The organism is Streptococcus mitis (assembly GCF_047460035.1).
Lineage (GTDB): Bacteria > Bacillota > Bacilli > Lactobacillales > Streptococcaceae > Streptococcus > Streptococcus mitis_DW.
This window is the reverse complement of record NZ_JASHHB010000001.1, coordinates 1-20,957: the sequence shown is the minus strand read 5'-3', so window position 1 is coordinate 20,957 and position 20,957 is coordinate 1. Positions and strand designations below refer to the sequence as shown.

The window sequence follows — 20,957 nt, the reverse complement described above, 5'->3', positions numbered from 1 at the left end:
GATTTTTTGAATAAATTAGACAAAAGATTTGAATTTTAATTCAACTCATGTTATAATCATACAGTATTCTATTTTAGAAAGCAGTGAGACTATGAATTTTTCTTTTTTACCAAAGTATTTACCTTATTTTAACTATGGGGCTGTTGTGACGGTTCTCATTTCTATCTGCGTTGTCTTTTTTGGGACTATTTTGGGTGTTGTCTTGGCTTTTGGGCAACGTTCAAAGTTTAAACCGCTTGTTTGGCTTGCCAACTTGTACGTTTGGATTTTCCGTGGGACACCGATGATGGTTCAGATTATGATTGCCTTTGCTCTTATGCATATCAATGCTCCGACTATTCAGGTCGGGATTTTGGGTGTTGATCTTTCTCGTCTGATTCCAGGGATTTTGATTATCTCAATGAACAGTGGTGCTTATGTTTCTGAGACTGTTCGGGCTGGGATTAATGCGGTTCCTAAGGGGCAGCTAGAGGCGGCCTATTCTTTAGGGATTCGTCCTAAAAATGCGATGCGTTATGTGATTTTGCCACAAGCTATCAAAAATATTTTGCCAGCATTGGGAAACGAATTTATCACTATTATCAAAGATAGTTCTCTCTTATCAGCTATCGGTGTTATGGAGTTGTGGAATGGAGCTACAACAGTTTCTACAACAACCTATCTACCTTTAACACCACTTTTATTTGCAGCCTTTTATTACTTGATTATGACCTCTATTTTGACAGTAGCCTTGAAAGCTTTTGAAAAACGTATGGGACAAGGAGATAAAAAATAATGACAGAAACCTTGATAAAAATTGAAAATTTACATAAATCCTTTGGAAAGAATGAAGTATTGAAGGGCATCAACCTCGAGATTAAAAGAGGAGAAGTTGTCGTTATCATCGGTCCTTCAGGGAGCGGGAAATCTACCTTGCTTCGCTCTATGAATTTGTTGGAAGAAGCAACAAAAGGGAAGGTTATCTTTGAGGGAGTTGATATTACGGACAAGAAGAATGACCTGTTTGCTATGCGTGAGAAGATGGGCATGGTTTTCCAACAATTTAACCTCTTTCCTAATATGACTGTGATGGAAAATATCACCTTGTCACCTATCAAGACCAAAGGTGAGAGCAAGGCAGTGGCTGAGAAGAGAGCCCAAGAACTTTTGGAAAAAGTTGGTTTACCAGATAAGGCAACTGCTTATCCACAGAGTTTGTCAGGTGGCCAGCAACAGCGGATTGCTATTGCGCGTGGTTTAGCTATGGAACCTGATGTTTTGCTCTTTGACGAGCCAACTTCAGCCCTGGACCCTGAAATGGTAGGTGAGGTGTTGGCTGTTATGCAAGACTTAGCCAAGTCAGGAATGACCATGGTTATCGTAACACATGAAATGGGATTTGCTCGTGAGGTGGCAGACCGTGTCATCTTTATGGCAGATGGTGTGGTTGTTGAAGATGGAACACCTGAACAGATTTTTGAACAAACCCAAGAACAACGGACTAAAGACTTCTTGAGTAAGGTTTTATAAGTTAGTTTTGTGGAGCTATTTGTAGCTAACTTTACATATAAAGTATAGATTAATGAAAAGCTCGACTAGAGCTTTTTCTTATAGTTTGAAACTATAGGATAGCCTAGGAAAGAAGTGTTAGAGGGGATTAGCAGTTTTTGGTATAATGGAAGATATTTGAAAGAAAAGAGAAGTGATATGACACAGATTATTGATGGGAAGGCTCTAGCAGCTAAGTTACAAGGACAGCTGGCTGAAAAGACTGAAAGATTAAAGGAAGAAACGGGGCTAGTACCTGGTTTAGTAGTGATTTTGGTTGGGGACAACCCTGCCAGCCAAGTCTACGTTCGTAACAAGGAGAGGTCCGCCCTTGCGGCTGGTTTCCGTAGTGAAGTAGTGCGAGTTCCAGAGACCATTACTCAAGAGGAATTGTTAGACTTAATTGCTAAATACAATCAAGATCTAGCTTGGCATGGGATATTGGTCCAGTTACCATTACCAAAACATATTGATGAAGAGGCAGTTTTGTTGGCTATTGACCCCGAAAAGGATGTGGATGGTTTCCATCCTCTAAACATGGGGCGTCTTTGGTCTGGTCATCCAGTCATGATTCCCTCTACACCTGCAGGAATTATGGAAATGTTTCATGAATATGGGATTGACTTGGAAGGTAAAAATGCGGTCGTCATCGGTCGTTCAAACATTGTTGGAAAACCCATGGCCCAGCTTCTTTTAGCCAAAAATGCAACAGTGACCTTGACCCACTCACGCACCCATAATCTTGCCAAGGTGGCTGCAAAAGCTGATATTCTTGTGGTAGCAATTGGTCGTGCTAAATTTGTGACTCCTGATTTTGTGAAACCAGGTGCGGTAGTTATTGACGTTGGGATGAACCGCGATGAAAATGGTAAGCTCTGTGGTGATGTTGATTATGAGGCAGTTGCCCCACTTGCTAGCCATATTACGCCAGTTCCTGGAGGTGTAGGTCCTATGACCATTACTATGCTGATGGAGCAAACTTATCAAGCAGCACTCCGGACATTGGAGAGAAAATTTTAAAAGTAAGTTTATAAAAGGAGGTATGCGCTTCCTTTTTGTTGTATAATGGAGTGAGGTGATTAGATGATTTTAAAAATTTATAATGGAGAATATAGTTTACAATGGGATAGAATATACTACTTAGCACTAATTGATTATCCAAATATTCAAGAGTGGGAATTAGAAAAAATTGCTAAATTTATAGCTTACGAAAAACTTCATAGACGTCAAACAAGTATTGAGTGTGCTGATTCTTGTTTAAAAAAAGAAATTTTAGATTACATCTGTCAGCATCCCTTTCTGCCACCATTTACCCCTACAGATAAAAGAGTAGCCTCGACTTATGATCTACATAAGAGGTTAGTGACTTCAGACTACTGTAGTCATACTACGACTATAGATGTAGCGATTTCTATCTTTAAAACAGGTCAGATTTTATCTGCTGTGAAAGCCTTTGGGCGAGATGCTGAGGAGTTGGTTTTGGATAGTAGAAATGCTGCATCGGATCCGATAGATTATTTTGACTATGTCATGTTAGGGTGGTCAAATACAAGTTCTGGTTATCGATTAGCGATGGAGCGTTTATTAGGTCGAGCTCCTTCAGAGAAAGAATTACAAGACAAGTTTATTCCTGGAGTAAGTTTTCATTTTATCTATACAGATTTGATTAAAGTTCCTGGTTATATTTTTGATGGTTACCATGCTGTAAAAATTAAGGACATGCTTAATTTATTAAGTGAGTTGTATATTTGCATTATTCCAACTCATAATAAGAGCCAATTTGAAAATATTATTCCAACCAAAATACAAGATAGGGTGTATTATCTTGACTATGCTGGAGAAGACTTAGAAGAGTGGACTAAGAAAGTCTATCAAGTTGTTTTAAAACAATCAGATAAAGGATAGTTGAGGAAAAACGATGAGAGTGATTGAGCAAGCATTATTAGAAAAAGTCATTATTGAACGTTCTCGCACCAGTCATAAAGGAGACTATGGTCGTTTGCTGTTGCTTGGTGGGACTTATCCTTATGGTGGTGCTATCATCATGGCTGCTTTGGCGGCTGTTAAAAGTGGAGCTGGTTTGGTGACCGTTGGAACGGACAGGGAAAATATCCCTGCTCTACACAGCCATTTGCCTGAGGCTATGGCCTTTTCTCTGCAAGACCAGCAATTGTTACAAGAGCAATTGGAGAAGGCAGAAGTTGTCTTGCTGGGACCTGGTTTACGAGACGATGCTTTTGGAGAAGATCTAGTAAAACAAGTCTTTGTTAATTTAAGCCAAAATCAGATTTTGATTGTAGATGGTGGTGCCCTGACCATTCTTGCTAGAACAAGTTTGTCATTTCAATCTAACCAGCTTATCCTAACTCCCCACCAAAAGGAGTGGGAAAAACTGTCTGGTATTGCTATTGAAAAGCAAAACGAAGATGCAACAGCTAGTGCCCTGACTTCCTTTCCTCAAGGAACAATTTTGGTGGAGAAAGGTCCAGCTACTCGTATTTGGCAAGTTGGCCAATCTGATTATTACCAGTTACAAGTTGGCGGTCCCTATCAGGCGACTGGTGGTATGGGAGATACACTGGCTGGAATGATTGCAGGATTTGCAGGCCAATTTCGACAGGCCAGTCTCTACGAACGTGTGGCAGTAGCAACCCATCTTCATTCAGCCATAGCCCAAGAACTATCTCAAGAACATTATGTGGTCTTGCCGACGGAAATTAGCAGTCATCTTCCCAAAATAATGAAAAAAATATCTCAAAAAGGCACCTGATTGTTTCAGGCGCCTTTATATCTTTTAGAAAAATCCTTTAATCTTTCCAACGAGGCCATCTAGACCTTCAGAACCAGAAATCAACTGTTGAGCTTGAGAGAAGTATTCTCCAAGCTGTTCTTGATTTTCTGCAACAAATGTTTTTGCAGCTTCGAAATCTTTTGTTTCAATTAACTCTTTTACTTGATTAAACAAATCTAATGGATTCATCCTATTTCTCCTTTTCTGTACTTAACTATTTAACCATCTTTATGATAAAAAATCAACTGTTGCTGCTTTTGGCTAGGACATGTTTTTATCTACAAGTTCTCATAACTAAGATTCTAACTACCAAAACAAGGTGGACATAAAAATAAAAATGTTCGGGTTTTTCTAGTGTATCCATGAAATAAAAACGGATACATGTTATAATAGAAATAGCTCTTTAATGGAGGTGTTTGAGTGGAAAATCTGAAGAAAATGGCAGGTATCAAGGCTGCTGAGTTTGTCAAGGATGGCATGGTAGTCGGACTTGGAACGGGGTCTACTGCCTATTATTTCGTAGAAGAAGTCGGTCGTCGGATCAAGGAAGAAGGGTTACAGATTACAGCTGTAACGACTTCTAGTGTGACTAGTAAACAGGCTGAAGGGCTTAATATCCCGCTCAAGTCGATTGACCAAGTAGATGTTGTAGATGTGACGGTTGATGGAGCGGATGAGGTGGATAGCCAGTTTAACGGAATCAAAGGTGGTGGTGGTGCCCTTCTCATGGAGAAGGTTGTGGCAACGCCCTCAAAAGAATATATTTGGGTAGTGGATGAAAGCAAGCTAGTCGAGAAACTGGGTGCTTTTAAATTGCCAGTAGAAGTGGTTCAGTATGGCGCAGAGCAGGTTTTTCGTCGTTTTGAGCGAGCTGGCTACAAACCAAGTTTCCGTGAAAAAGACGGCCACCGTTTTGTGACCGATATGCAGAATTTTATCATTGACCTTGCCTTGGATGTCATTGAAGATCCAATTGCCTTTGGGAAAGAATTGGACCATATCGTTGGTGTTGTAGAGCACGGCTTATTCAATCAAATGGTGGATAAGGTCATCGTTGCTGGACGAGACGGGGTTCAGATTTTAACTTCAACAAAAGCAAGATAACTAAAATAATAAGGAGATACACTATGTCAAAATTTAATCGTATTCACTTGGTAGTATTAGATTCTGTAGGAATCGGTGCTGCACCAGATGCTAATAACTTTGTCAATGCAGGGGTTCCAGACGGAGCTTCGGACACACTGGGACACATTTCAAAAACAGTTGGTTTGAATGTGCCAAACATGGCTAAAATCGGTCTTGGAAATATTCCTCGGGAAACTCCTCTTAAGACTGTAGCAGCCGAAAGCAATCCAACAGGATATGCAACAAAATTAGAGGAAGTATCTCTTGGTAAGGATACCATGACTGGACACTGGGAAATCATGGGGCTTAATATTACTGAGCCTTTTGATACTTTCTGGAACGGATTCCCAGAAGAAATCCTGACAAAAATCGAAGAATTTTCAGGACGCAAGGTTATTCGTGAAGCTAACAAACCTTACTCAGGAACAGCTGTTATCGACGATTTTGGACCACGTCAGATGGAAACTGGAGAGTTGATTATCTATACTTCAGCTGACCCTGTTTTGCAAATTGCTGCCCACGAAGACATCATTCCTCTGGATGAATTGTACCGTATCTGTGAATACGCTCGTTCGATTACGCTTGAGCGTCCTGCCCTTCTTGGTCGTATCATTGCCCGTCCATATGTCGGTGAACCAGGTAACTTCACTCGTACGGCAAACCGTCGTGACTTGGCCGTTTCTCCATTTGCACCAACTGTTTTAGATAAACTCAATGAAGCAGGTATCGATACGTACGCTGTTGGTAAAATCAATGATATCTTTAATGGTGCAGGAATCAATCATGACATGGGACACAACAAGTCAAACAGCCATGGAATTGATACACTCTTGAAGACTATGGGACTTGCTGAGTTTGAAAAAGGATTCTCATTCACAAACTTGGTGGACTTTGATGCCCTTTACGGCCACCGTCGTAATGCTCACGGTTACCGTGATTGTTTGCATGAGTTTGATGAACGCTTGCCTGAAATTATCGCAGCCATGAGAGAGAATGATCTTCTCTTGATTACTGCGGACCATGGAAATGACCCAACCTATGCAGGAACAGACCACACTCGTGAATACATTCCATTGTTGGCCTATAGCCCTTCCTTTAAAGGAAATGGTCTCATTCCTGTCGGACATTTTGCAGATATCTCAGCAACAGTTGCGGATAACTTTGGTGTTGAAACTGCCATGATTGGTGAAAGTTTCTTAGATAAATTGGTATAAGATGACGCGTTATGCTTTACTGGTTAGAGGCATCAATGTTGGTGGTAAGAATAAGGTCGTCATGGCGGAGCTTTGTCAAGAATTGACAGAGTTGGGACTGGAAAAGGTTGAGACCTACATCAACAGTGGCAATGTTTTCTTTACTTCGACAGACTCAAAATCCCAATTGATTGAAAAGTTAGAGGCTTTCTTTGAAGTCTATTATCCATTTATTCAGAGCTTTTCTTTACTGAGTCAAGAAGACTATGAAGCAGAAGTGGAGAATCTACCAGCTTGGTGGAACGAAGACTTGACAAGAAAAGATGTGCTCTTCTACACGGAGAGCTTGGATGTGGATCAAGTCATCGAGAAAGTGAACAGTTTGGAACTGAAAGATGAAGTGCTTCATTTTGGAAGACTTGGGATTTTCTGGGGGAAATTCTCTGAAGAATCCTACTCTAAGACTGCCTATCACAAGTACTTGCTCAAGATGCCTTTTTATCGCAACATCACCATTCGCAATGCAAAAACCTTTGACAAAATCGGTCAAATGCTAAAAAATAATAAAGGAAACACACAATGACATTTTTAGATAAGATCAATGAAACAGCTGCCTTCCTGAAAGACAAGGGAATCCAAGCTCCCGAGTTTGGTCTAATCCTTGGATCAGGACTGGGAGAACTGGCAGAAGAAATCGAAAATCCAGTTGTAGTAGACTATGCTGAGATTCCAAACTGGGGCCGCTCTACAGTAGTCGGTCACGCTGGTAAATTGGTATATGGTGAACTTGCAGGTCGCAAGGTCTTAGCTCTTCAAGGGCGTTTCCATTTCTACGAAGGAAATCCTCTGGAAGTTGTGACTTTCCCAGTTCGTGTCATGAAAGTTCTTGGATGTGAAGGTGTCATTGTAACCAATGCAGCTGGTGGTATTGGATATGGGCCTGGTACTTTGATGGCTATCTCAGACCATATCAACATGACAGGTCAAAACCCATTGATGGGTGAAAACTTGGATGATTTTGGTCCACGTTTCCCTGATATGTCTAAAGCCTATACACCAGAATACCGTGCTACTGCCCATGAAGTGGCTAAGAAACTTGGTATCAAGCTTGATGAAGGTGTCTATATCGGTGTAACTGGTCCGACTTATGAAACACCAGCAGAAATCCGCGCTTATAAGACGCTGGGAGCAGATGCAGTTGGTATGTCGACTGTTCCTGAAGTTATCGTGGCAGCCCACTCAGGCTTGAAAGTTCTGGGAATTTCATGTATCACTAACTTTGCAGCTGGTTTCCAAGAAGAACTCAACCACGAAGAAGTTGTAGAAGTGACTGAACGTGTTAAAGGCGACTTCAAAGGCTTGCTTAAAGCGATTCTTGCAGAATTGTAATCATGTTAATAGAATTGAGGAGTATTTTTCGAAAAATCCCTTATAATTTTAGATTATTCCTAGCAGTAATTCTACAAGGAATAGTTTCGGGTTTATCTGGTATAGTTCTCCATTATCTTTTAGAGATGGTGGAGGAGCTAGCTTTTGGTCAGTCAGAGAATCATAGTGGATTTTTGACAGCTGGAGTTTCCTCGTTACGGATAGGACTAAGTTTAATAATCGTGGGTATTGCTTCATCCTTGGTCTGGTATTTCTTGCAAAAAGGGTCGAAGATTTATTCCATCAAAGCTCAGATGAAGGATGAGACTTCACAATACAAGCTTCATTTTCTAAAACAGCTATTTCATTCAATTTGGCAGATCATTGCAGTTGGAGGGGGAGCCCCTATTGGCAAAGAAGCTGCACCACGAGAGATTGGAACTCTATTTGCAGGACTAATTGGAAAAAAATGTTTTCTCTCTATGAAGGATCGCATCTTTCTCCTTGCTTGTGGTGCTGGTGCTGGTTTAGCGGCTGTCTATCAGGTTCCATTAACAAGTGTCTTCTTTGTTTTTGAAACCCTAGGAATTGCTCTATCTATTAAACGATTTGTCTTAGTCGGTTTGACTACCTATGCGTCAACCTATATAGCAGGCTGGGTTATTTCAGATCAGGCTCTCTACCAGATTCCAGTCATTGCATGGTCATTAAAGGAAATGTGGATTATTCCCTTATTACTTCTTTTCTTAACTCCACTAGCTTGGCTTTTTGGTCGCTTGAGTAAAGAAGTGTCTTCAAACAGGATAAAAGATAAACGAGTACTTCTCACATTGCCTACAGCTTTTCTTTTTCTTGCTGGGTTGGCAAGTTATTTTCCACATCTACTTGGAAATGGACGTATGATGGCTCAGGAGATTTTAAATGGTAGCAGTGGCCAAACAGTGCTTCTCATGTTTTTCCTAAAAGCAGTGGTCGTTCTTATTATTTTGTGGGCAGGGGCCTATGGTGGTACCCTTACGCCATCTTTTGCCTTGGGGATGGCTGGAGCTGCTCTCTTGGGCATGATTCTAGGTTTGGACAGTCAGCCAACCGTTTTACTTTTGGGTTCTGTTTGCTTTTTATCTGTGACCTTGAGGGCGCCCATTTCTGCAACCGGATTAGTTATAGGTTTCACTGGGCTAGGTATAGATTCTCTTCCGTATCTCTTAGTAACAGCTGTTTTAGCCTATGAATTTGCAAAAATGTTAGACCGCTTTCCTTGGGCTAGCATACTGTGTCAGAAGTCAAAGAATAAAGTAATTAGGTAGGAAATGCCCGTTTCTTCTAGTTAAGGATTTAACTTAAAAGATTAAAAAATACTATCAATTTATTAATAATTGTTTTAAATAAAAATGTAGTAGGCCTATTGGAATCTTGATTGAATCCGATTTTTCCTAGCTATAAAAATAAAAAAAGAAAGGTAGAGCGAGATGTTCTGATTTGAACACGAGCTGAAAACTTTTCTAAAAATCAGAAAGCAAGGGAAGTTCTGGCTTGAATTGAATCCGGGCTAATCTTCTCAATATCATCAAAATTAAGAAAGAAAGGAATTGAACCCACCCTAAAAGCAGTGGGAAAAAGATAGTTGGTCTAGCGAGCATCGCTCACTGCACCCAACTCCTATTTTCCCTATGCTTTTTGACGGGTTTGGTATCTTATATTATGTCTATCCATATTGCTGCTCAGCAGGGTGAAATTGCTGATAAAATTCTTCTTCCTGGGGATCCTCTTCGTGCGAAATTTATTGCGGAGAATTTCCTTGAAGATGCTGTTTGTTTTAACGAAGTGCGTAACATGTTTGGTTACACTGGTACTTACAAGGGCCACCGTGTATCTGTCATGGGAACTGGGATGGGGATGCCATCGATTTCGATTTATGCGCGTGAGTTGATTGTTGACTACGGTGTGAAAAAATTGATCCGTGTGGGAACAGCAGGTTCATTGAATGAAGATGTCCACGTTCGTGAATTAGTTTTGGCGCAGGCAACTGCAACCAACTCAAACATTGTCCGTAATGACTGGCCACAGTACGATTTCCCACAAATCGCTAGCTTTGATTTGCTAGATAAGGCCTACCATATCGCCAAAGGACTTGGTATGACAACCCACGTTGGGAACGTTTTGTCTTCTGATGTCTTTTATTCAAACTACTTTGAAAAGAACATCGAACTTGGTAAATGGGGAGTCAAGGCTGTGGAAATGGAAGCAGCAGCCCTTTACTATCTGGCAGCCCAACACCATGTTGACGCGCTAGCTATCATGACAATCTCTGATAGCTTGGTTAATCCAGATGAAGATACAACTGCAGAAGAACGCCAAAATACCTTCACCGATATGATGAAGGTTGGATTAGAAACCTTGATTGCAAAATAATTATAGCCAAAAAGGAAGCCCTTCTTTATGAATTGGAGGACTTCCTTTTCTTATCCAGAAATTGATCTATCTCTTTTTGTGATCTGAGGATGACCACTTTATATGGATAGGTTTCTTGAACCCACTTGTAGCGTTCCTTAGCGGATTTGCTCCGTCCGTCCCAAAGAATCCATCGAATAAACTCCCAATTAAATTGTTCTTGACAACCAGCTGCCATACTTTCTCTGACCTTGCCTCGGTATGTGAGATAACGTTTAAAGGCTCGAAAGAGACAGGTCAATGGCGAAAAATTAAGAAAGATGATTTGGTCAGCTTCCTGCATTCTTTCTTCGTAATAGCACCAAGAATAATTCCCATCAGTGATCCAAGCTTCATGCTTGGTGAGAAAGCTTTTCATCTCGGTCAACATCCATTCTTGGTCACTGTCTTGCCAACCGGGTTGAAATTGGAGTGTGTCCATGTGAAGTTTTGGGATTGAGTAGTAGAGAGATAACTTTTCAGCTAGAGTTGACTTACCAGCACCAGAATATCCGATGATTGCGATTTTCATTTTCTACCTTTTCCTATTTGGGGACAAAAAAACAGCCTCATGGACTGTTTCTTATTTAGCAAGTTTAGCTGAAAGACGAGCTTTATCGCGGCTTGCTTTGTTTTTGTGAATCAAACCTTTAGTTTCTGCTTTATCGATAGCTGAGCTAGCAGCACGGAAAAGTTCTTCAGATGGGTTTGCTTCGAAAGCTTTGATAGCAGTACGCATAGCTGATTTTTGAGCTGAGTTCTTTTCGTTTTGTTTAACGTTCAATTCAGCGCGTTTGATAGCTGATTTAATGTTTGCCAATGTTCTTACCTCCATATTTACTAACTATACTATTATATCTGAAAACTTACGTTTTGACAAGGGAAAATTATTTTTTTAAGTAAATTTCATCGATTTCATGGTTCTTTGTTTTATGAAGAATCACTTCCGCACGATTTCTAGTTGGTTCAATATAATTTTGCAGATTTGTGAGATTGATACTGGTCCAGACCTGATGGGCAAAGGCTTCCACTTCCCCAATCGGCATTTGTGTAAAACGATAATAGTAGCTATCAGGGTCGTTTTGGGCTAGGCTCAGCATTTTCAAAAAACGGTCTAGATACCAACTTTCGATGTCATCGACTGCAGCATCAACATAGATGGAAAAGTCAAAGAAGTCAGTAATGTAGAGACGCTCATTTTGTGGATTTTGAAAGACATTTATTCCCTCAACAATGACAAAATCAGCAGCTTTGACGCTTTGCTTTTCCTCGGGTACGATGTCGTAGACTTCATGAGAATAGACAGGAATATCCACATCTTGTCCATTTTTGATGCGATCCAGGAAGTTGAGAAGAGCTTCCATATCATAGCTTTCAGGAAATCCCTTGCGATTTAAAATTCCTTGTTCAATCAAGGTCTGGTTGGGATAGAGAAAGCCGTCAGTTGTTACTAACTCAACCGTAGCATCTGTAAGCGTACGGGACAGTAGGATTTGTAGTAGGCGGCTAGTTGTGGATTTTCCAACGGCAACACTCCCAGAAACTCCAATGATAAAAGGTTGGGATTTACTTTCACGTTGGAGGAAGATTCCTTTGGAAAAGGCTAAATCATCCTTGGTACGCTTGTAAATCTGGATGAGATGGGCTAGGGGGAGATAGACATCGGTAACATCCTGTAGACTAATCTGGTCATTAAAACTCTTGATAGATTCTAATTCCTCTTCTGTCAAAGGAGGTGTTGTCTTTCGATGTAAAGATTGCCAAGTCTGGCGGCTGATTTTTTCAAAATGTAAAAATTCGTTGGTCATTTGTTTTCCCCTAGATATTTTGTTTATCATACCATAAAAAGCTAAAAAAATAAAGCGGTTTCTTGATGATAGTAAACTAATATCGTATAATAGAAGTAGATAGGGTTGAACAATTTATTGATGAAGTAGGAGATAGTTTCTACTGATTTATAAACTTATAAAGGGGGCTTTTTAGTTCACAACTTATAGGAGGTGTACTATGAAAATCTTAAAACGTTACATATTGGAACTCTGTTTTATTTTAAGTTTTGCCTTACCTTTTATAAAAGGGGCGAATGCGGATAATGGTAGACGCTTTGTGGAAATCTATTACGGTTTTACTTTTTTGATGGAACATGCTATTGTAACAGCTATCTTTATCTGTTTGCTCTTGATTGCTTGCATACTAAAAAAACGGTGGACGAAATGGCTTGCTGCTGGAAGTTATCTATTTTTGATTTTGTGGATTGCTACAGAGGGTTATTTATTCCGTATGTCATTAGAAGATTTGATACGACTTTGGACAAGTTTGGAAATTCTGACACAAACTTATCAGTTGGGCTTTTATCTAAACATCTTATTGGGAATCCTGTTGATAATTAAGTATCTGAAGGTTAAGCAATAGTAATAAGAATGCGTCCGATTGTAGATGATAAACTTTTTGTTATATCCTAATTATGATATTTCTAGTTCTAAATGGCTTATTATTTATAAGTGTTTAAAGAGATTGAAGAAAAGTCTTCTTGACTAGTTTTCTTCAGTCTTTTTCGTTTTATTATCAATTTGTAAACGATTTACAATTTAAGTCAATTTATGGTAAAATAGTTTCATGAGTAAAATGTATTATGCAGAAAATCCTGACGCTGCTCACGACATTCATGAGTTGAGAGTGGACTTGTTGGGAGAAAAAATGACCTTTTTGACGGATGCGGGTGTTTTTAGCAAGAAAATGATTGACTTTGGAAGTCAACTCTTGCTCAAGTGTCTTGAGGTCAACCAAGGAGAAACTGTCCTGGATGTAGGCTGTGGTTACGGACCTTTGGGCTTGTCTTTAGCTAAAGCTTATGGCGTTCAGTCTACCATGGTCGATATTAATAATCGTGCCTTGGATTTGGCGCGACAAAATGCTAAACGAAATAAAGTAGAAGCGACGATTTTCCAGTCCAACATCTATGAACAAGTTGAAGGGGAATTTGACCATGTCATTTCCAATCCTCCTATCCGTGCGGGCAAGCAAGTGGTTCATGAAATCATTGAGAAAAGTAAAGATTTCTTGGAAACTGGTGGAGATTTAACAATCGTTATCCAGAAAAAACAAGGGGCCCCAAGTGCTAAATCCAAGATGGAAGAGGTGTTTGGCAATTGCGAAATCTTAAAAAAAGATAAGGGATACTATATCCTTAGAAGTGTGAAAGAATGAGAGCAGTTGATTTAATCCAAAAGAAACGAGACGGTCAAGAACTGACTTCGAGTGAAATTGAATGGCTGGTAGAAGGCTATGTGTCAGGAACTGTTCCTGATTATCAGATGTCTGCCTTTGCTATGGCTGTCTATTTCAAAGGAATGACGACTCGAGAAATATCTGATTTGACCATGAGAATGGTTCAGACAGGCCAAGAGTTTGATTTATCCGCTATTGATGGGGTTAAGGTTGACAAGCATTCTACTGGGGGTGTTGGTGACAAGGTGACTTTGATTTTAGCTCCTCTTGTTGCTAGCTTCGGTGTACCTGTGGCCAAAATGAGTGGTCGTGGTCTCGGCCATACTGGCGGAACAATTGATAAGTTGGAGTCCATTAAGGGTTATCAAGTAGAACGTAGTCAAGAGGATTTTATTCGTCAGGTACAGGACATTGGTGTATCTGTCATTGGGCAATCAGACCAGCTGGTCAAAGCAGATAAGCTTCTCTACGCCCTCCGTGATGTAACCGCAACTGTCGACACGATTCCTTTGATTGCGAGTTCGGTGATGAGTAAGAAAATCGCGGCAGGAGCGGATGCTATTTTGCTAGACGTGACTGTCGGTGAGGGTGCCTTCATGAAAACGGTTGATGAGGCGCGTGAGTTGGCTCAAACCATGGTGGAACTTGGTAAGGCAGTTAGTAGAAAAACGGTAGCAGTGATTACGGATATGAGCCAGCCTTTAGGGCGTGCTGTTGGAAATCGTCTGGAAATCCTTGAAGCATTGGAGATTTTACAAGGGCAAGGCCGTCAGGATATTACCCACTTCATCTGTGAATTGGCTCAAATTATGCTTGGCCTGGCAAATGTAAACAAGACAGTTGAAGAAGTTCGCCAACATCTTGAAAATGGCCAAGCGCTGGCTAAATTTGAGGAAATGGTCCAAGCCCAAGGTGGAGACTTGGAAGACCTCTATCGCCCAGTCAATGTTGCCCATGTGGTGGAAATCCCTGCTCAGGAAACGGGTGTCATTTCAGCTCTTCCAGCAATGGAATTTGGTCTCTATGCCATGAGGCTGGGGGCAGGCCGTGCAGTCAAATCTGATGCCTTGGACTATGAAACAGGAATTGTTTTTGAAAAGAAAGTTGGAGATTCCGTTCAACAGGGAGAAATTGTTGCAAAAGTATACACAAATGGAAAAATTTCTCCTCAGCTAGTTACAGATTTTCAAAAATATGTTAAAATAAATGATAGGGTGCAAAGTTTACGAGAAATTATAGAAATTATCTCATAAACTACAGGAGAATCCGTATATGAAACTAAATAAATATATCGATCATACGCTTTTAAAGCAGGATGCGACAGGAAAACAAATTGATTGTTTGTTGTCTGAGGCTAGAGAGTATGATTTTGCCAGTGTTTGCGTTAATCCGACCTGGGTTGAACATGCTAAAAAAGGGCTTGAAGGCACAGATGTCAAGGTCTGTACAGTAGTAGGTTTCCCTTTGGGAGCAACAACTTCAGCTGTGAAAGCATTTGAAACAAAAGAAGTTATCCAAAATGGTGCAGATGAGATTGATATGGTGATCAATGTTGGAGCTCTCAAATCAGGTAATCTTGATTTGGTTGAATCAGACATTCACGCAGTAGTAGAAGCAAGTGGTGACAAGTTGGTTAAAGTCATTATTGAAGCTTGCCTGCTGACAGACCAAGAAAAAGTTGAGGCTTGTCAATTAGCCCAGAAAGCGGGAGCTGACTTTGTCAAAACATCTACTGGCTTTTCAACTGGTGGTGCTACGATAGCGGATGTTAAATTGATGCGCGAAACAGTTGGACTTGATATGGGTGTCAAGGCTGCCGGTGGAGCTCGTTCTTATGCAGATGCTCTTGCCTTTGTAGAAGCAGGTGCGACCCGTATCGGAACGTCAGCTGGTGTAGCCATTTTAAAAGGAGAATTGGCAGATGGCGACTACTGAGTTGATTGACCTGGCAATTGAAACCAGCAAACATGCCTATGTCCCCTATTCTCACTTTCCTATCGGAGCAGTTTTAGTGGCAAAAGACGGAAGTGTTTACACGGGAGTGAATATCGAAAATGCTAGCTATCCTTTGACCAACTGTGGAGAACGTACAGCGATTTTTAAAGCAGTTTCCGAAGGTCAAAGAGAGTTTTCAGAATTGATTGTCTATGGACAAACTGAAAAACCAATTTCGCCATGTGGCGCTTGTCGCCAAGTGATGGCTGAATTTTTTGAACAAGATCTAAAAGTGACCTTAGTCGCAAAAGATAAATCGACGGTCGAGATGACGGTCGGGGAGTTACTTCCATACTCTTTTACAGACTTAAACTAGTCTGAGTCGCTCTCTGAGTGGCACGGTCCTTGTGACCAACCAATCCATACTTGCAACATCGTTGCACATCTTATTTAGGAGGTTCAGTAATGAACAAGAAACAATGGCTAGGCCTTGGTCTAGTTGCAGTGGCAGCAGTTGGACTTGCTGCATGTGGTAACCGCTCTTCTCGTAACGCAGCTTCATCTTCTGATGTGAAGACAAAAGCAGCAATCGTCACTGATACTGGTGGTGTTGATGATAAATCTTTCAACCAATCAGCTTGGGAAGGTTTGCAAGCCTGGGGTAAAGAGCACAATCTTTCAAAAGATAAAGGCTTTACTTATTTCCAATCAACAAGTGAAGCTGACTACGCTAACAACTTGCAACAAGCGGCTGGAAGTTACAACCTAATCTTCGGTGTTGGTTTTGCTCTTCACAATGCGGTTGAAGAAGCAGCAAAAGACCACTCTGACTTGAACTATGTCTTGATTGATGATGTGATTAAAGATCAAAAGAATGTTGCGAGCGTAACATTTGCTGATAATGAATCTGCTTACCTTGCAGGTGTTGCAGCAGCTAAAACAACTAAGACAAAACAAGTTGGTTTTGTAGGTGGCATTGAGTCAGAAGTTATCTCTCGTTTTGAAGCTGGTTTCAAGGCTGGTGTTGCCTCAGTAGATTCATCTATCAAAGTACAAGTTGACTATGCTGGTTCATTTGGTGATAATGCCAAAGGTAAAACAATTGCAGCAGCACAGTACGCAGCTGGTGCAGACGTTGTTTACCAAGTAGCTGGTGGTACAGGTGCAGGTGTCTTTGCAGAAGCAAAATCACTTAACGAAAGTCGTCCTGAAAATGAAAAAGTTTGGGTTATCGGTGTTGACCGTGACCAAGAAGCAGAAGGTAAATACACTTCTAAAGATGGTAAAGAATCAAACTTTGTTCTTGTATCTACTTTGAAACAAGTTGGTACAACTGTAAAAGATATTGCGAACAAGGCAGAAAAAGGTGAATTCCCTGGCGGTCAAGTGATCGTTTACTCATTGAAAGATAAAGGGGTTGACTTGGCAGTAACAAACCTTTCAGAAGAAGGTAAAAAAGCTGTCGAAGATGCTAAAGCTAAAATCCTTGATGGAAGCGTAAAAGTTCCTGCAAAATAATGGATGGAAGTCATTTCTTAGGAAGCGGCCCTCGGCCGCTTTTTTAAGAGTTGAGACAAAGTCATTTTGTCTCAGTAAAGCTTGCTACTAGAGAAACTAGCAAGTTTTATTGAAATAAAATAAGACTCTGAAAGGAAGAGCACATGGCACACGAAAATGTCATTGAGATGCGTGATATTACCAAGGTGTTTGGTGAATTTGTTGCCAACGACAAAATCAACCTGCACCTACGAAAAGGTGAAATTCATGCACTTTTAGGAGAAAATGGGGCTGGTAAGTCTACGCTCATGAACATGTTAGCAGGGCTTCTTGAACCAACCAGTGGTGAAATTGTGGTCAACGGTCAAGTTGTTAACCTCGACTCACCATCTAAAGCAGCTAGCTTAGGAATCGGAATGGTTCACCAGCACTTTATGTTGGTAGAAGCCTTCACAGTGGCTGAAAACATCATTTTAGGAAGTGAATTAACTAAAAATGGTGTGCTAGATATCGCTGGAGCTAGCAAAGAAATCAAGGCTCTTTCTGAACGTTATGGCTTAGCTGTTGACCCTTCTGCCAAGGTGGCAGACATCTCAGTTGGAGCCCAACAACGTGTAGAAATTTTAAAAACCCTTTATCGGGGGGCTGATATCCTTATCTTTGACGAACCAACGGCCGTTTTGACTCCATCAGAAATTGATGAGTTGATGGCTATTATGAAAAATCTTGTCAAAGAGGGGAAATCAATTATCTTGATTACCCACAAGTTGGACGAGATTCGCGCAGTTTCTGACCGTGTTACAGTTATCCGTCGTGGGAAATCAATTGAAACCGTTGAAATTGCAGGGGCTACCAATGCTGATTTGGCAGAAATGATGGTAGGACGTTCTGTTTCCTTTAAAACAGAGAAGCAAACCTCTCAACCAAAAGAAGTAGTCTTGTCGATCAAAGATTTGGTGGTCAATGAAAACCGTGGTGTCCCAGCTGTTAAGAATCTGTCCTTGGATGTTCGTGCTGGAGAGATTGTTGGTATTGCGGGGATTGATGGAAATGGTCAGTCTGAACTGATTCAAGCCATTACAGGTCTTCGCAAGGTTGAATCTGGTAGCATTGAGCTAAAAGGAGATTCAATTGTAGGCTTGCACCCACGACAAATTACAGAGTTGAGTGTTGGGCACGTTCCAGAAGACCGTCACCGTGATGGCTTGATTTTGGAAATGATGATTTCTGAAAATATTGCTCTTCAAACCTACTACAAAGAACCACATAGTAAAAATGGAATTTTGAACTATTCAAATATTACTTCTTATGCTAAAAAGCTAATGGAAGAATTTGATGTTCGTGCTGCCAGTGAATTTGTTCCTGCAGCTGCACTCTCAGGAGGAAATCAACAAAAAGCAATTATTGCTCGTGAAATTGATAGAGATCCTGATCTCCTTATCGTCAGCCAACCAACTCGTGGTTTGGATGTCGGTGCCATTGAATATATCCACAAACGCTTGATTGAAGAGCGTGATAACGGGAAGGCTGTCCTTGTTGTCAGCTTTGAATTGGATGAGATTTTAAACGTTTCAGACCGTATTGCCGTTATCCACGATGGTAAGATTCAAGGTATTGTATCACCAGAAACAACCAATAAACAAGAACTTGGTGTCTTGATGGCTGGTGGAAACTTGGGAAAGGAGAAGAGTGATGTCTAAAAAATTACAACAAATTTCGGTTCCCTTGATTTCTGTCTTCCTAGGAATTTTACTCGGAGCCATTGTTATGTGGATCTTCGGTTATGATGCTATTTGGGGTTACGAAGAATTGTTCTATACAGCCTTTGGTAGTCTGCGTGGGATTGGAGAAATCTTCCGTGCTATGGGGCCTCTAATCTTGATTGGTCTTGGTTTTGCCGTTGCCAGTCGCGCTGGTTTCTTTAACGTTGGGCTTCCTGGTCAGGCTTTGGCAGGTTGGATTCTCAGTGGTTGGTTTGCCTTGTCTCATCCAGATATGCCACGTCCCTTGATGATTCTAGCAACTATCGTGATTGCCTTGATTGCTGGTGGGATTGTCGGAGCGATTCCGGGTATTCTTAGAGCCTATCTAGGGACGTCAGAGGTTATCGTAACCATCATGATGAACTACATTGTCTTGTATGTAGGGAATGCCTTTATCCACGCCTTTCCTAAAGACTTCATGCAAAGTACAGATTCGACCATTCGTGTTGGGGCTAATGCAACCTATCAGACACCTTGGTTATCTGAGTTGACTGGTAATTCGCGGATGAATATTGGTATTTTCTTCGCCATCATTGCAGTTGCAGTTATTTGGTTCATGCTCAAGAAAACGACTCTTGGTTTTGAAATCCGTGCGGTTGGTCTTAATCCACATGCTTCAGAATATGCTGGTATTTCTGCCAAACGAACAATTATCCTCTCAATGATTATTTCAGGTGCATTGGCAGGTCTTGGTGGAGCTGTTGAAGGTCTGGGAACCTTCCAGAACGTCTATGTTCAAGGAGCATCTTTAGCTGTCGGGTTTAACGGGATGGCGGTTAGTCTGCTTGCGGCAAACTCACCAATTGGTATTCTCTTTGCAGCCTTCCTGTTTGGTGTTCTCCAAGTTGGAGCCCCAGGTATGAATGCGGCGCAGGTACCGTCTGAGCTTGTTAGCATTGTAACAGCGTCTATTATCTTCTTTGTCAGTGTTCATTATCTTATCGAACGCTTTGTCAAACCGAAAAAACAAGTTAAAGGAGGTAAGTAAAGATGTCTATTACAACCTTGCTCACCCTCTTGGTGTCTTCTATGCTGATTTACTCAGCACCCCTCATCTTTACAAGTATTGGCGGTGTTTTCTCTGAACGTGGTGGTGTGGTAAACGTCGGCCTTGAAGGAATTATGGTTATGGGTGCCTTTTCTGGAGTTGTCTTTAACCTTGAATTTGCAGAACAATTTGGAGCAGCAACTCCATGGCTATCCTTGCTTGTAGCAGGATTTGTTGGAGGCCTCTTCTCTATCATCCACGCAGCAGCGACGGTTCATTTCCGTGCAGACCATGTTGTCAGCGGTACGGTATTGAACTTGATGGCGCCTGCCTTGGCTGTTTTCTTGGTTAAAGTTCTTTATAACAAAGGACAAACCGACAACCTAAGTCAGACTTTTGGACGCTTTGATTTCCCAGTTTTGGCAAATATCCCAGTGATTGGTGATATCTTCTTCAAGTCAACTAGTCTGCTTGGTTATATCGCGATTGCCTTCTCATTCCTTGCTTGGTTTATCCTCTTCAAGACTCGCTTTGGTCTTCGTCTCCGCTCTGTTGGTGAACATCCTCAAGCAGCGGACACGTTGGGAATCAATGTCTACAAGATGAGATATTTAGGGGTTATTATTTCAGGTTTCCTAGGTGGAATTGGCGGAGCGATTTATGCTCAATCAATCTCAGTTAACTTCTCAGTGACAACTATTGTTGGACCTGGATTTATCGCCCTTGCTGCGATGATCTTTGGTAAATGGAACCCAATCGGAGCCATGCTATCTAGTCTCTTCTTTGGCCTTTCACAAAGTTTGGCTGTTATCGGTTCTCAATTGCCATTCCTACAAGGAGTGCCTGCGGTTTACCTTCAAATCGCACCTTATGTTTTGACTATTTTGGTCTTGGCAGCTTTCTTTGGAAAAGCAGTTGCACCAAAAGCAGATGGTATCAACTATATCAAATCAAAATAAGCATATAAAAAAACGTCAGTACAGAATGTACTGACCCCAAAAGTTAGACAATTAATTTATCCGAAGGATTTAGTTCTGTATTGCACAGGGCTAAGTCCTTTTAGTTTTACCTTAATTCGTTTATTGTTGTAGTAATCAATATAGTCTACAATA

General features: G+C 41.0%; 25 protein-coding genes. 20 read left to right on the top strand and 5 right to left on the bottom strand.

Features of this window, described 5'->3' with window-relative positions:
• Positions 1-91: 91 nt before the first annotated feature.
• The 5 genes from QM956_RS00125 to QM956_RS00105 all read left to right on the top strand — a co-directional run bounded on the left by QM956_RS00125 (position 92) and on the right by QM956_RS00105 (position 4,297).
• Positions 92-775 carry an amino acid ABC transporter permease gene (locus QM956_RS00125; RefSeq protein WP_001011639.1) on the top strand — a complete coding sequence of 228 codons (684 nt, stop codon included), beginning with the start codon at positions 92-94 and terminating at the stop codon, positions 773-775.
• A complete protein-coding gene (locus QM956_RS00120) occupies positions 775-1,509 on the top strand; it encodes an amino acid ABC transporter ATP-binding protein (RefSeq protein ID WP_000140955.1) in 735 nt (244 codons plus the stop codon). The genes QM956_RS00125 and QM956_RS00120 overlap by 1 nt, the downstream gene beginning before the upstream one ends.
• A gap of 177 nt (positions 1,510-1,686) precedes the next feature.
• A complete protein-coding gene (locus tag QM956_RS00115) occupies positions 1,687-2,547 on the top strand; it encodes a bifunctional methylenetetrahydrofolate dehydrogenase/methenyltetrahydrofolate cyclohydrolase (protein ID WP_261052524.1) in 861 nt (286 codons plus the stop codon).
• Between the two features lie 63 nt (positions 2,548-2,610).
• Positions 2,611-3,432 (top strand): hypothetical protein, encoded by an 822-nt coding sequence (locus tag QM956_RS00110; protein ID WP_045611388.1) that lies wholly within the window; start codon positions 2,611-2,613, stop codon positions 3,430-3,432.
• A 13-nt stretch (positions 3,433-3,445) separates the two neighbouring features.
• Positions 3,446-4,297 carry an NAD(P)H-hydrate dehydratase gene (locus QM956_RS00105; protein ID WP_414302053.1) on the top strand — a complete coding sequence of 284 codons (852 nt, stop codon included), beginning with the start codon at positions 3,446-3,448 and terminating at the stop codon, positions 4,295-4,297.
• Between the two features lie 24 nt (positions 4,298-4,321).
• Here the strand turns inward: QM956_RS00105 and QM956_RS00100 are convergent, their stop codons facing one another.
• Complete coding sequence (locus QM956_RS00100) at positions 4,322-4,507, bottom strand: hypothetical protein (protein ID WP_001068558.1); 186 nt, start codon at positions 4,505-4,507, stop codon at positions 4,322-4,324.
• 231 nt (positions 4,508-4,738) lie between these two features.
• Between QM956_RS00100 and rpiA the strand changes: the two genes are divergently transcribed.
• From rpiA to deoD, 6 genes are all read left to right on the top strand, one after another.
• Positions 4,739-5,422 carry a ribose-5-phosphate isomerase RpiA gene (rpiA, locus tag QM956_RS00095; protein WP_247952937.1) on the top strand — a complete coding sequence of 228 codons (684 nt, stop codon included), beginning with the start codon at positions 4,739-4,741 and terminating at the stop codon, positions 5,420-5,422.
• A gap of 23 nt (positions 5,423-5,445) precedes the next feature.
• Positions 5,446-6,657: a phosphopentomutase gene (locus QM956_RS00090; protein WP_033683445.1), complete on the top strand. Its 1,212-nt coding sequence runs from the start codon at positions 5,446-5,448 to the stop codon at positions 6,655-6,657.
• Position 6,658: 1 nt separating this feature from the next.
• On the top strand, positions 6,659-7,219 hold the full coding sequence (locus QM956_RS00085; RefSeq protein WP_414302052.1) for a DUF1697 domain-containing protein: 561 nt from the start codon (positions 6,659-6,661) through the stop codon (positions 7,217-7,219).
• Positions 7,216-8,025 carry a purine-nucleoside phosphorylase gene (locus QM956_RS00080; RefSeq protein ID WP_049521715.1) on the top strand — a complete coding sequence of 270 codons (810 nt, stop codon included), beginning with the start codon at positions 7,216-7,218 and terminating at the stop codon, positions 8,023-8,025. Before QM956_RS00085 ends, QM956_RS00080 begins: the two co-directional genes overlap by 4 nt.
• 2 nt (positions 8,026-8,027) lie before the next feature.
• Positions 8,028-9,311 (top strand): chloride channel protein, encoded by a 1,284-nt coding sequence (locus QM956_RS00075; protein WP_261020090.1) that lies wholly within the window; start codon positions 8,028-8,030, stop codon positions 9,309-9,311.
• Positions 9,312-9,705: 394 nt separating this feature from the next.
• On the top strand, positions 9,706-10,416 hold the full coding sequence (deoD, locus tag QM956_RS00070; protein ID WP_261035597.1) for a purine-nucleoside phosphorylase: 711 nt from the start codon (positions 9,706-9,708) through the stop codon (positions 10,414-10,416).
• Between the two features lie 25 nt (positions 10,417-10,441).
• Here deoD and QM956_RS00065 read toward each other — a convergent pair whose 3' ends face one another.
• The 3 genes from QM956_RS00065 to coaA form a co-directional block, all read right to left on the bottom strand.
• A complete protein-coding gene (locus QM956_RS00065) occupies positions 10,442-10,966 on the bottom strand; it encodes a DNA topology modulation protein (RefSeq protein WP_000684197.1) in 525 nt (174 codons plus the stop codon).
• Between the two features lie 51 nt (positions 10,967-11,017).
• Positions 11,018-11,254 carry a 30S ribosomal protein S20 gene (gene rpsT, locus QM956_RS00060; RefSeq protein ID WP_001274000.1) on the bottom strand — a complete coding sequence of 79 codons (237 nt, stop codon included), beginning with the start codon at positions 11,252-11,254 and terminating at the stop codon, positions 11,018-11,020.
• 67 nt (positions 11,255-11,321) lie between these two features.
• On the bottom strand, positions 11,322-12,242 hold the full coding sequence (gene coaA / locus QM956_RS00055; protein ID WP_049515706.1) for a type I pantothenate kinase: 921 nt from the start codon (positions 12,240-12,242) through the stop codon (positions 11,322-11,324).
• Positions 12,243-12,441: 199 nt separating this feature from the next.
• Here coaA and QM956_RS00050 point away from each other — a divergent pair, with 199 nt between their 5' ends.
• The 9 genes from QM956_RS00050 (at position 12,442) to QM956_RS00010 (ending at position 20,804) form a co-directional block, all read left to right on the top strand.
• Positions 12,442-12,846, top strand: coding sequence for a hypothetical protein (locus QM956_RS00050; protein WP_414302051.1), 405 nt, complete (start codon positions 12,442-12,444; stop codon positions 12,844-12,846).
• Between the two features lie 204 nt (positions 12,847-13,050).
• The gene (locus QM956_RS00045) at positions 13,051-13,641 is read left to right on the top strand and encodes a class I SAM-dependent methyltransferase (protein WP_414302050.1); all 591 of its coding nucleotides are present in this window, start codon (positions 13,051-13,053) and stop codon (positions 13,639-13,641) included.
• The gene (locus QM956_RS00040; protein ID WP_414302049.1) at positions 13,638-14,915 is read left to right on the top strand and encodes a pyrimidine-nucleoside phosphorylase; all 1,278 of its coding nucleotides are present in this window, start codon (positions 13,638-13,640) and stop codon (positions 14,913-14,915) included. Before QM956_RS00045 ends, QM956_RS00040 begins: the two co-directional genes overlap by 4 nt.
• Before the next feature lie 19 nt (positions 14,916-14,934).
• Positions 14,935-15,597: a deoxyribose-phosphate aldolase gene (gene deoC / locus QM956_RS00035; RefSeq protein WP_414302048.1), complete on the top strand. Its 663-nt coding sequence runs from the start codon at positions 14,935-14,937 to the stop codon at positions 15,595-15,597.
• A complete protein-coding gene (locus tag QM956_RS00030) occupies positions 15,584-15,973 on the top strand; it encodes a cytidine deaminase (protein ID WP_049509431.1) in 390 nt (129 codons plus the stop codon). The genes deoC and QM956_RS00030 overlap by 14 nt, the downstream gene beginning before the upstream one ends.
• An 89-nt stretch (positions 15,974-16,062) precedes the next feature.
• The gene (locus QM956_RS00025; protein WP_414302047.1) at positions 16,063-17,115 is read left to right on the top strand and encodes a BMP family lipoprotein; all 1,053 of its coding nucleotides are present in this window, start codon (positions 16,063-16,065) and stop codon (positions 17,113-17,115) included.
• Positions 17,116-17,258: 143 nt separating this feature from the next.
• Complete coding sequence (locus QM956_RS00020; RefSeq protein WP_125409216.1) at positions 17,259-18,794, top strand: ABC transporter ATP-binding protein; 1,536 nt, start codon at positions 17,259-17,261, stop codon at positions 18,792-18,794.
• Entirely contained in the window at positions 18,787-19,845 is a 1,059-nt protein-coding gene (locus tag QM956_RS00015; protein WP_261011660.1) for an ABC transporter permease, read from the top strand. The genes QM956_RS00020 and QM956_RS00015 overlap by 8 nt, the downstream gene beginning before the upstream one ends.
• 2 nt (positions 19,846-19,847) lie before the next feature.
• Complete coding sequence (locus QM956_RS00010) at positions 19,848-20,804, top strand: ABC transporter permease (protein ID WP_414302046.1); 957 nt, start codon at positions 19,848-19,850, stop codon at positions 20,802-20,804.
• A gap of 56 nt (positions 20,805-20,860) precedes the next feature.
• Here QM956_RS00010 and QM956_RS00005 read toward each other — a convergent pair.
• Positions 20,861-20,957 (bottom strand): IS3 family transposase (locus QM956_RS00005; RefSeq protein ID WP_133162783.1); only part of this gene is annotated, 97 nt, incomplete at its 5' end.

What these genes read in the sequence shown, in the direction of transcription:
- QM956_RS00065 (WP_000684197.1), bottom strand. Translation starts at nt 10,966, where the DNA reads ATGAAAATCGCAATCATCGGATATTCTGGTGCTGGTAAGTCAACTCTA.
- QM956_RS00080 (WP_049521715.1), top strand. Translation starts at nt 7,216, where the DNA reads ATGACATTTTTAGATAAGATCAATGAAACAGCTGCCTTCCTGAAAGAC.
- QM956_RS00015 (WP_261011660.1), top strand. Translation starts at nt 18,787, where the DNA reads ATGTCTAAAAAATTACAACAAATTTCGGTTCCCTTGATTTCTGTCTTC.
- QM956_RS00115 (WP_261052524.1), top strand. Translation starts at nt 1,687, where the DNA reads ATGACACAGATTATTGATGGGAAGGCTCTAGCAGCTAAGTTACAAGGA.
- coaA (WP_049515706.1), bottom strand. Translation starts at nt 12,242, where the DNA reads ATGACCAACGAATTTTTACATTTTGAAAAAATCAGCCGCCAGACTTGG.
- QM956_RS00075 (WP_261020090.1), top strand. Translation starts at nt 8,028, where the DNA reads ATGTTAATAGAATTGAGGAGTATTTTTCGAAAAATCCCTTATAATTTT.
- QM956_RS00050 (WP_414302051.1), top strand. Translation starts at nt 12,442, where the DNA reads ATGAAAATCTTAAAACGTTACATATTGGAACTCTGTTTTATTTTAAGT.
- QM956_RS00120 (WP_000140955.1), top strand. Translation starts at nt 775, where the DNA reads ATGACAGAAACCTTGATAAAAATTGAAAATTTACATAAATCCTTTGGA.
- QM956_RS00025 (WP_414302047.1), top strand. Translation starts at nt 16,063, where the DNA reads ATGAACAAGAAACAATGGCTAGGCCTTGGTCTAGTTGCAGTGGCAGCA.
- QM956_RS00030 (WP_049509431.1), top strand. Translation starts at nt 15,584, where the DNA reads ATGGCGACTACTGAGTTGATTGACCTGGCAATTGAAACCAGCAAACAT.
- QM956_RS00040 (WP_414302049.1), top strand. Translation starts at nt 13,638, where the DNA reads ATGAGAGCAGTTGATTTAATCCAAAAGAAACGAGACGGTCAAGAACTG.
- deoD (WP_261035597.1), top strand. Translation starts at nt 9,706, where the DNA reads ATGTCTATCCATATTGCTGCTCAGCAGGGTGAAATTGCTGATAAAATT.
- QM956_RS00020 (WP_125409216.1), top strand. Translation starts at nt 17,259, where the DNA reads ATGGCACACGAAAATGTCATTGAGATGCGTGATATTACCAAGGTGTTT.
- QM956_RS00110 (WP_045611388.1), top strand. Translation starts at nt 2,611, where the DNA reads ATGATTTTAAAAATTTATAATGGAGAATATAGTTTACAATGGGATAGA.
- QM956_RS00010 (WP_414302046.1), top strand. Translation starts at nt 19,848, where the DNA reads ATGTCTATTACAACCTTGCTCACCCTCTTGGTGTCTTCTATGCTGATT.
- QM956_RS00100 (WP_001068558.1), bottom strand. Translation starts at nt 4,507, where the DNA reads ATGAATCCATTAGATTTGTTTAATCAAGTAAAAGAGTTAATTGAAACA.
- QM956_RS00090 (WP_033683445.1), top strand. Translation starts at nt 5,446, where the DNA reads ATGTCAAAATTTAATCGTATTCACTTGGTAGTATTAGATTCTGTAGGA.
- QM956_RS00125 (WP_001011639.1), top strand. Translation starts at nt 92, where the DNA reads ATGAATTTTTCTTTTTTACCAAAGTATTTACCTTATTTTAACTATGGG.
- QM956_RS00085 (WP_414302052.1), top strand. Translation starts at nt 6,659, where the DNA reads ATGACGCGTTATGCTTTACTGGTTAGAGGCATCAATGTTGGTGGTAAG.
- deoC (WP_414302048.1), top strand. Translation starts at nt 14,935, where the DNA reads ATGAAACTAAATAAATATATCGATCATACGCTTTTAAAGCAGGATGCG.
- QM956_RS00045 (WP_414302050.1), top strand. Translation starts at nt 13,051, where the DNA reads ATGAGTAAAATGTATTATGCAGAAAATCCTGACGCTGCTCACGACATT.
- QM956_RS00105 (WP_414302053.1), top strand. Translation starts at nt 3,446, where the DNA reads ATGAGAGTGATTGAGCAAGCATTATTAGAAAAAGTCATTATTGAACGT.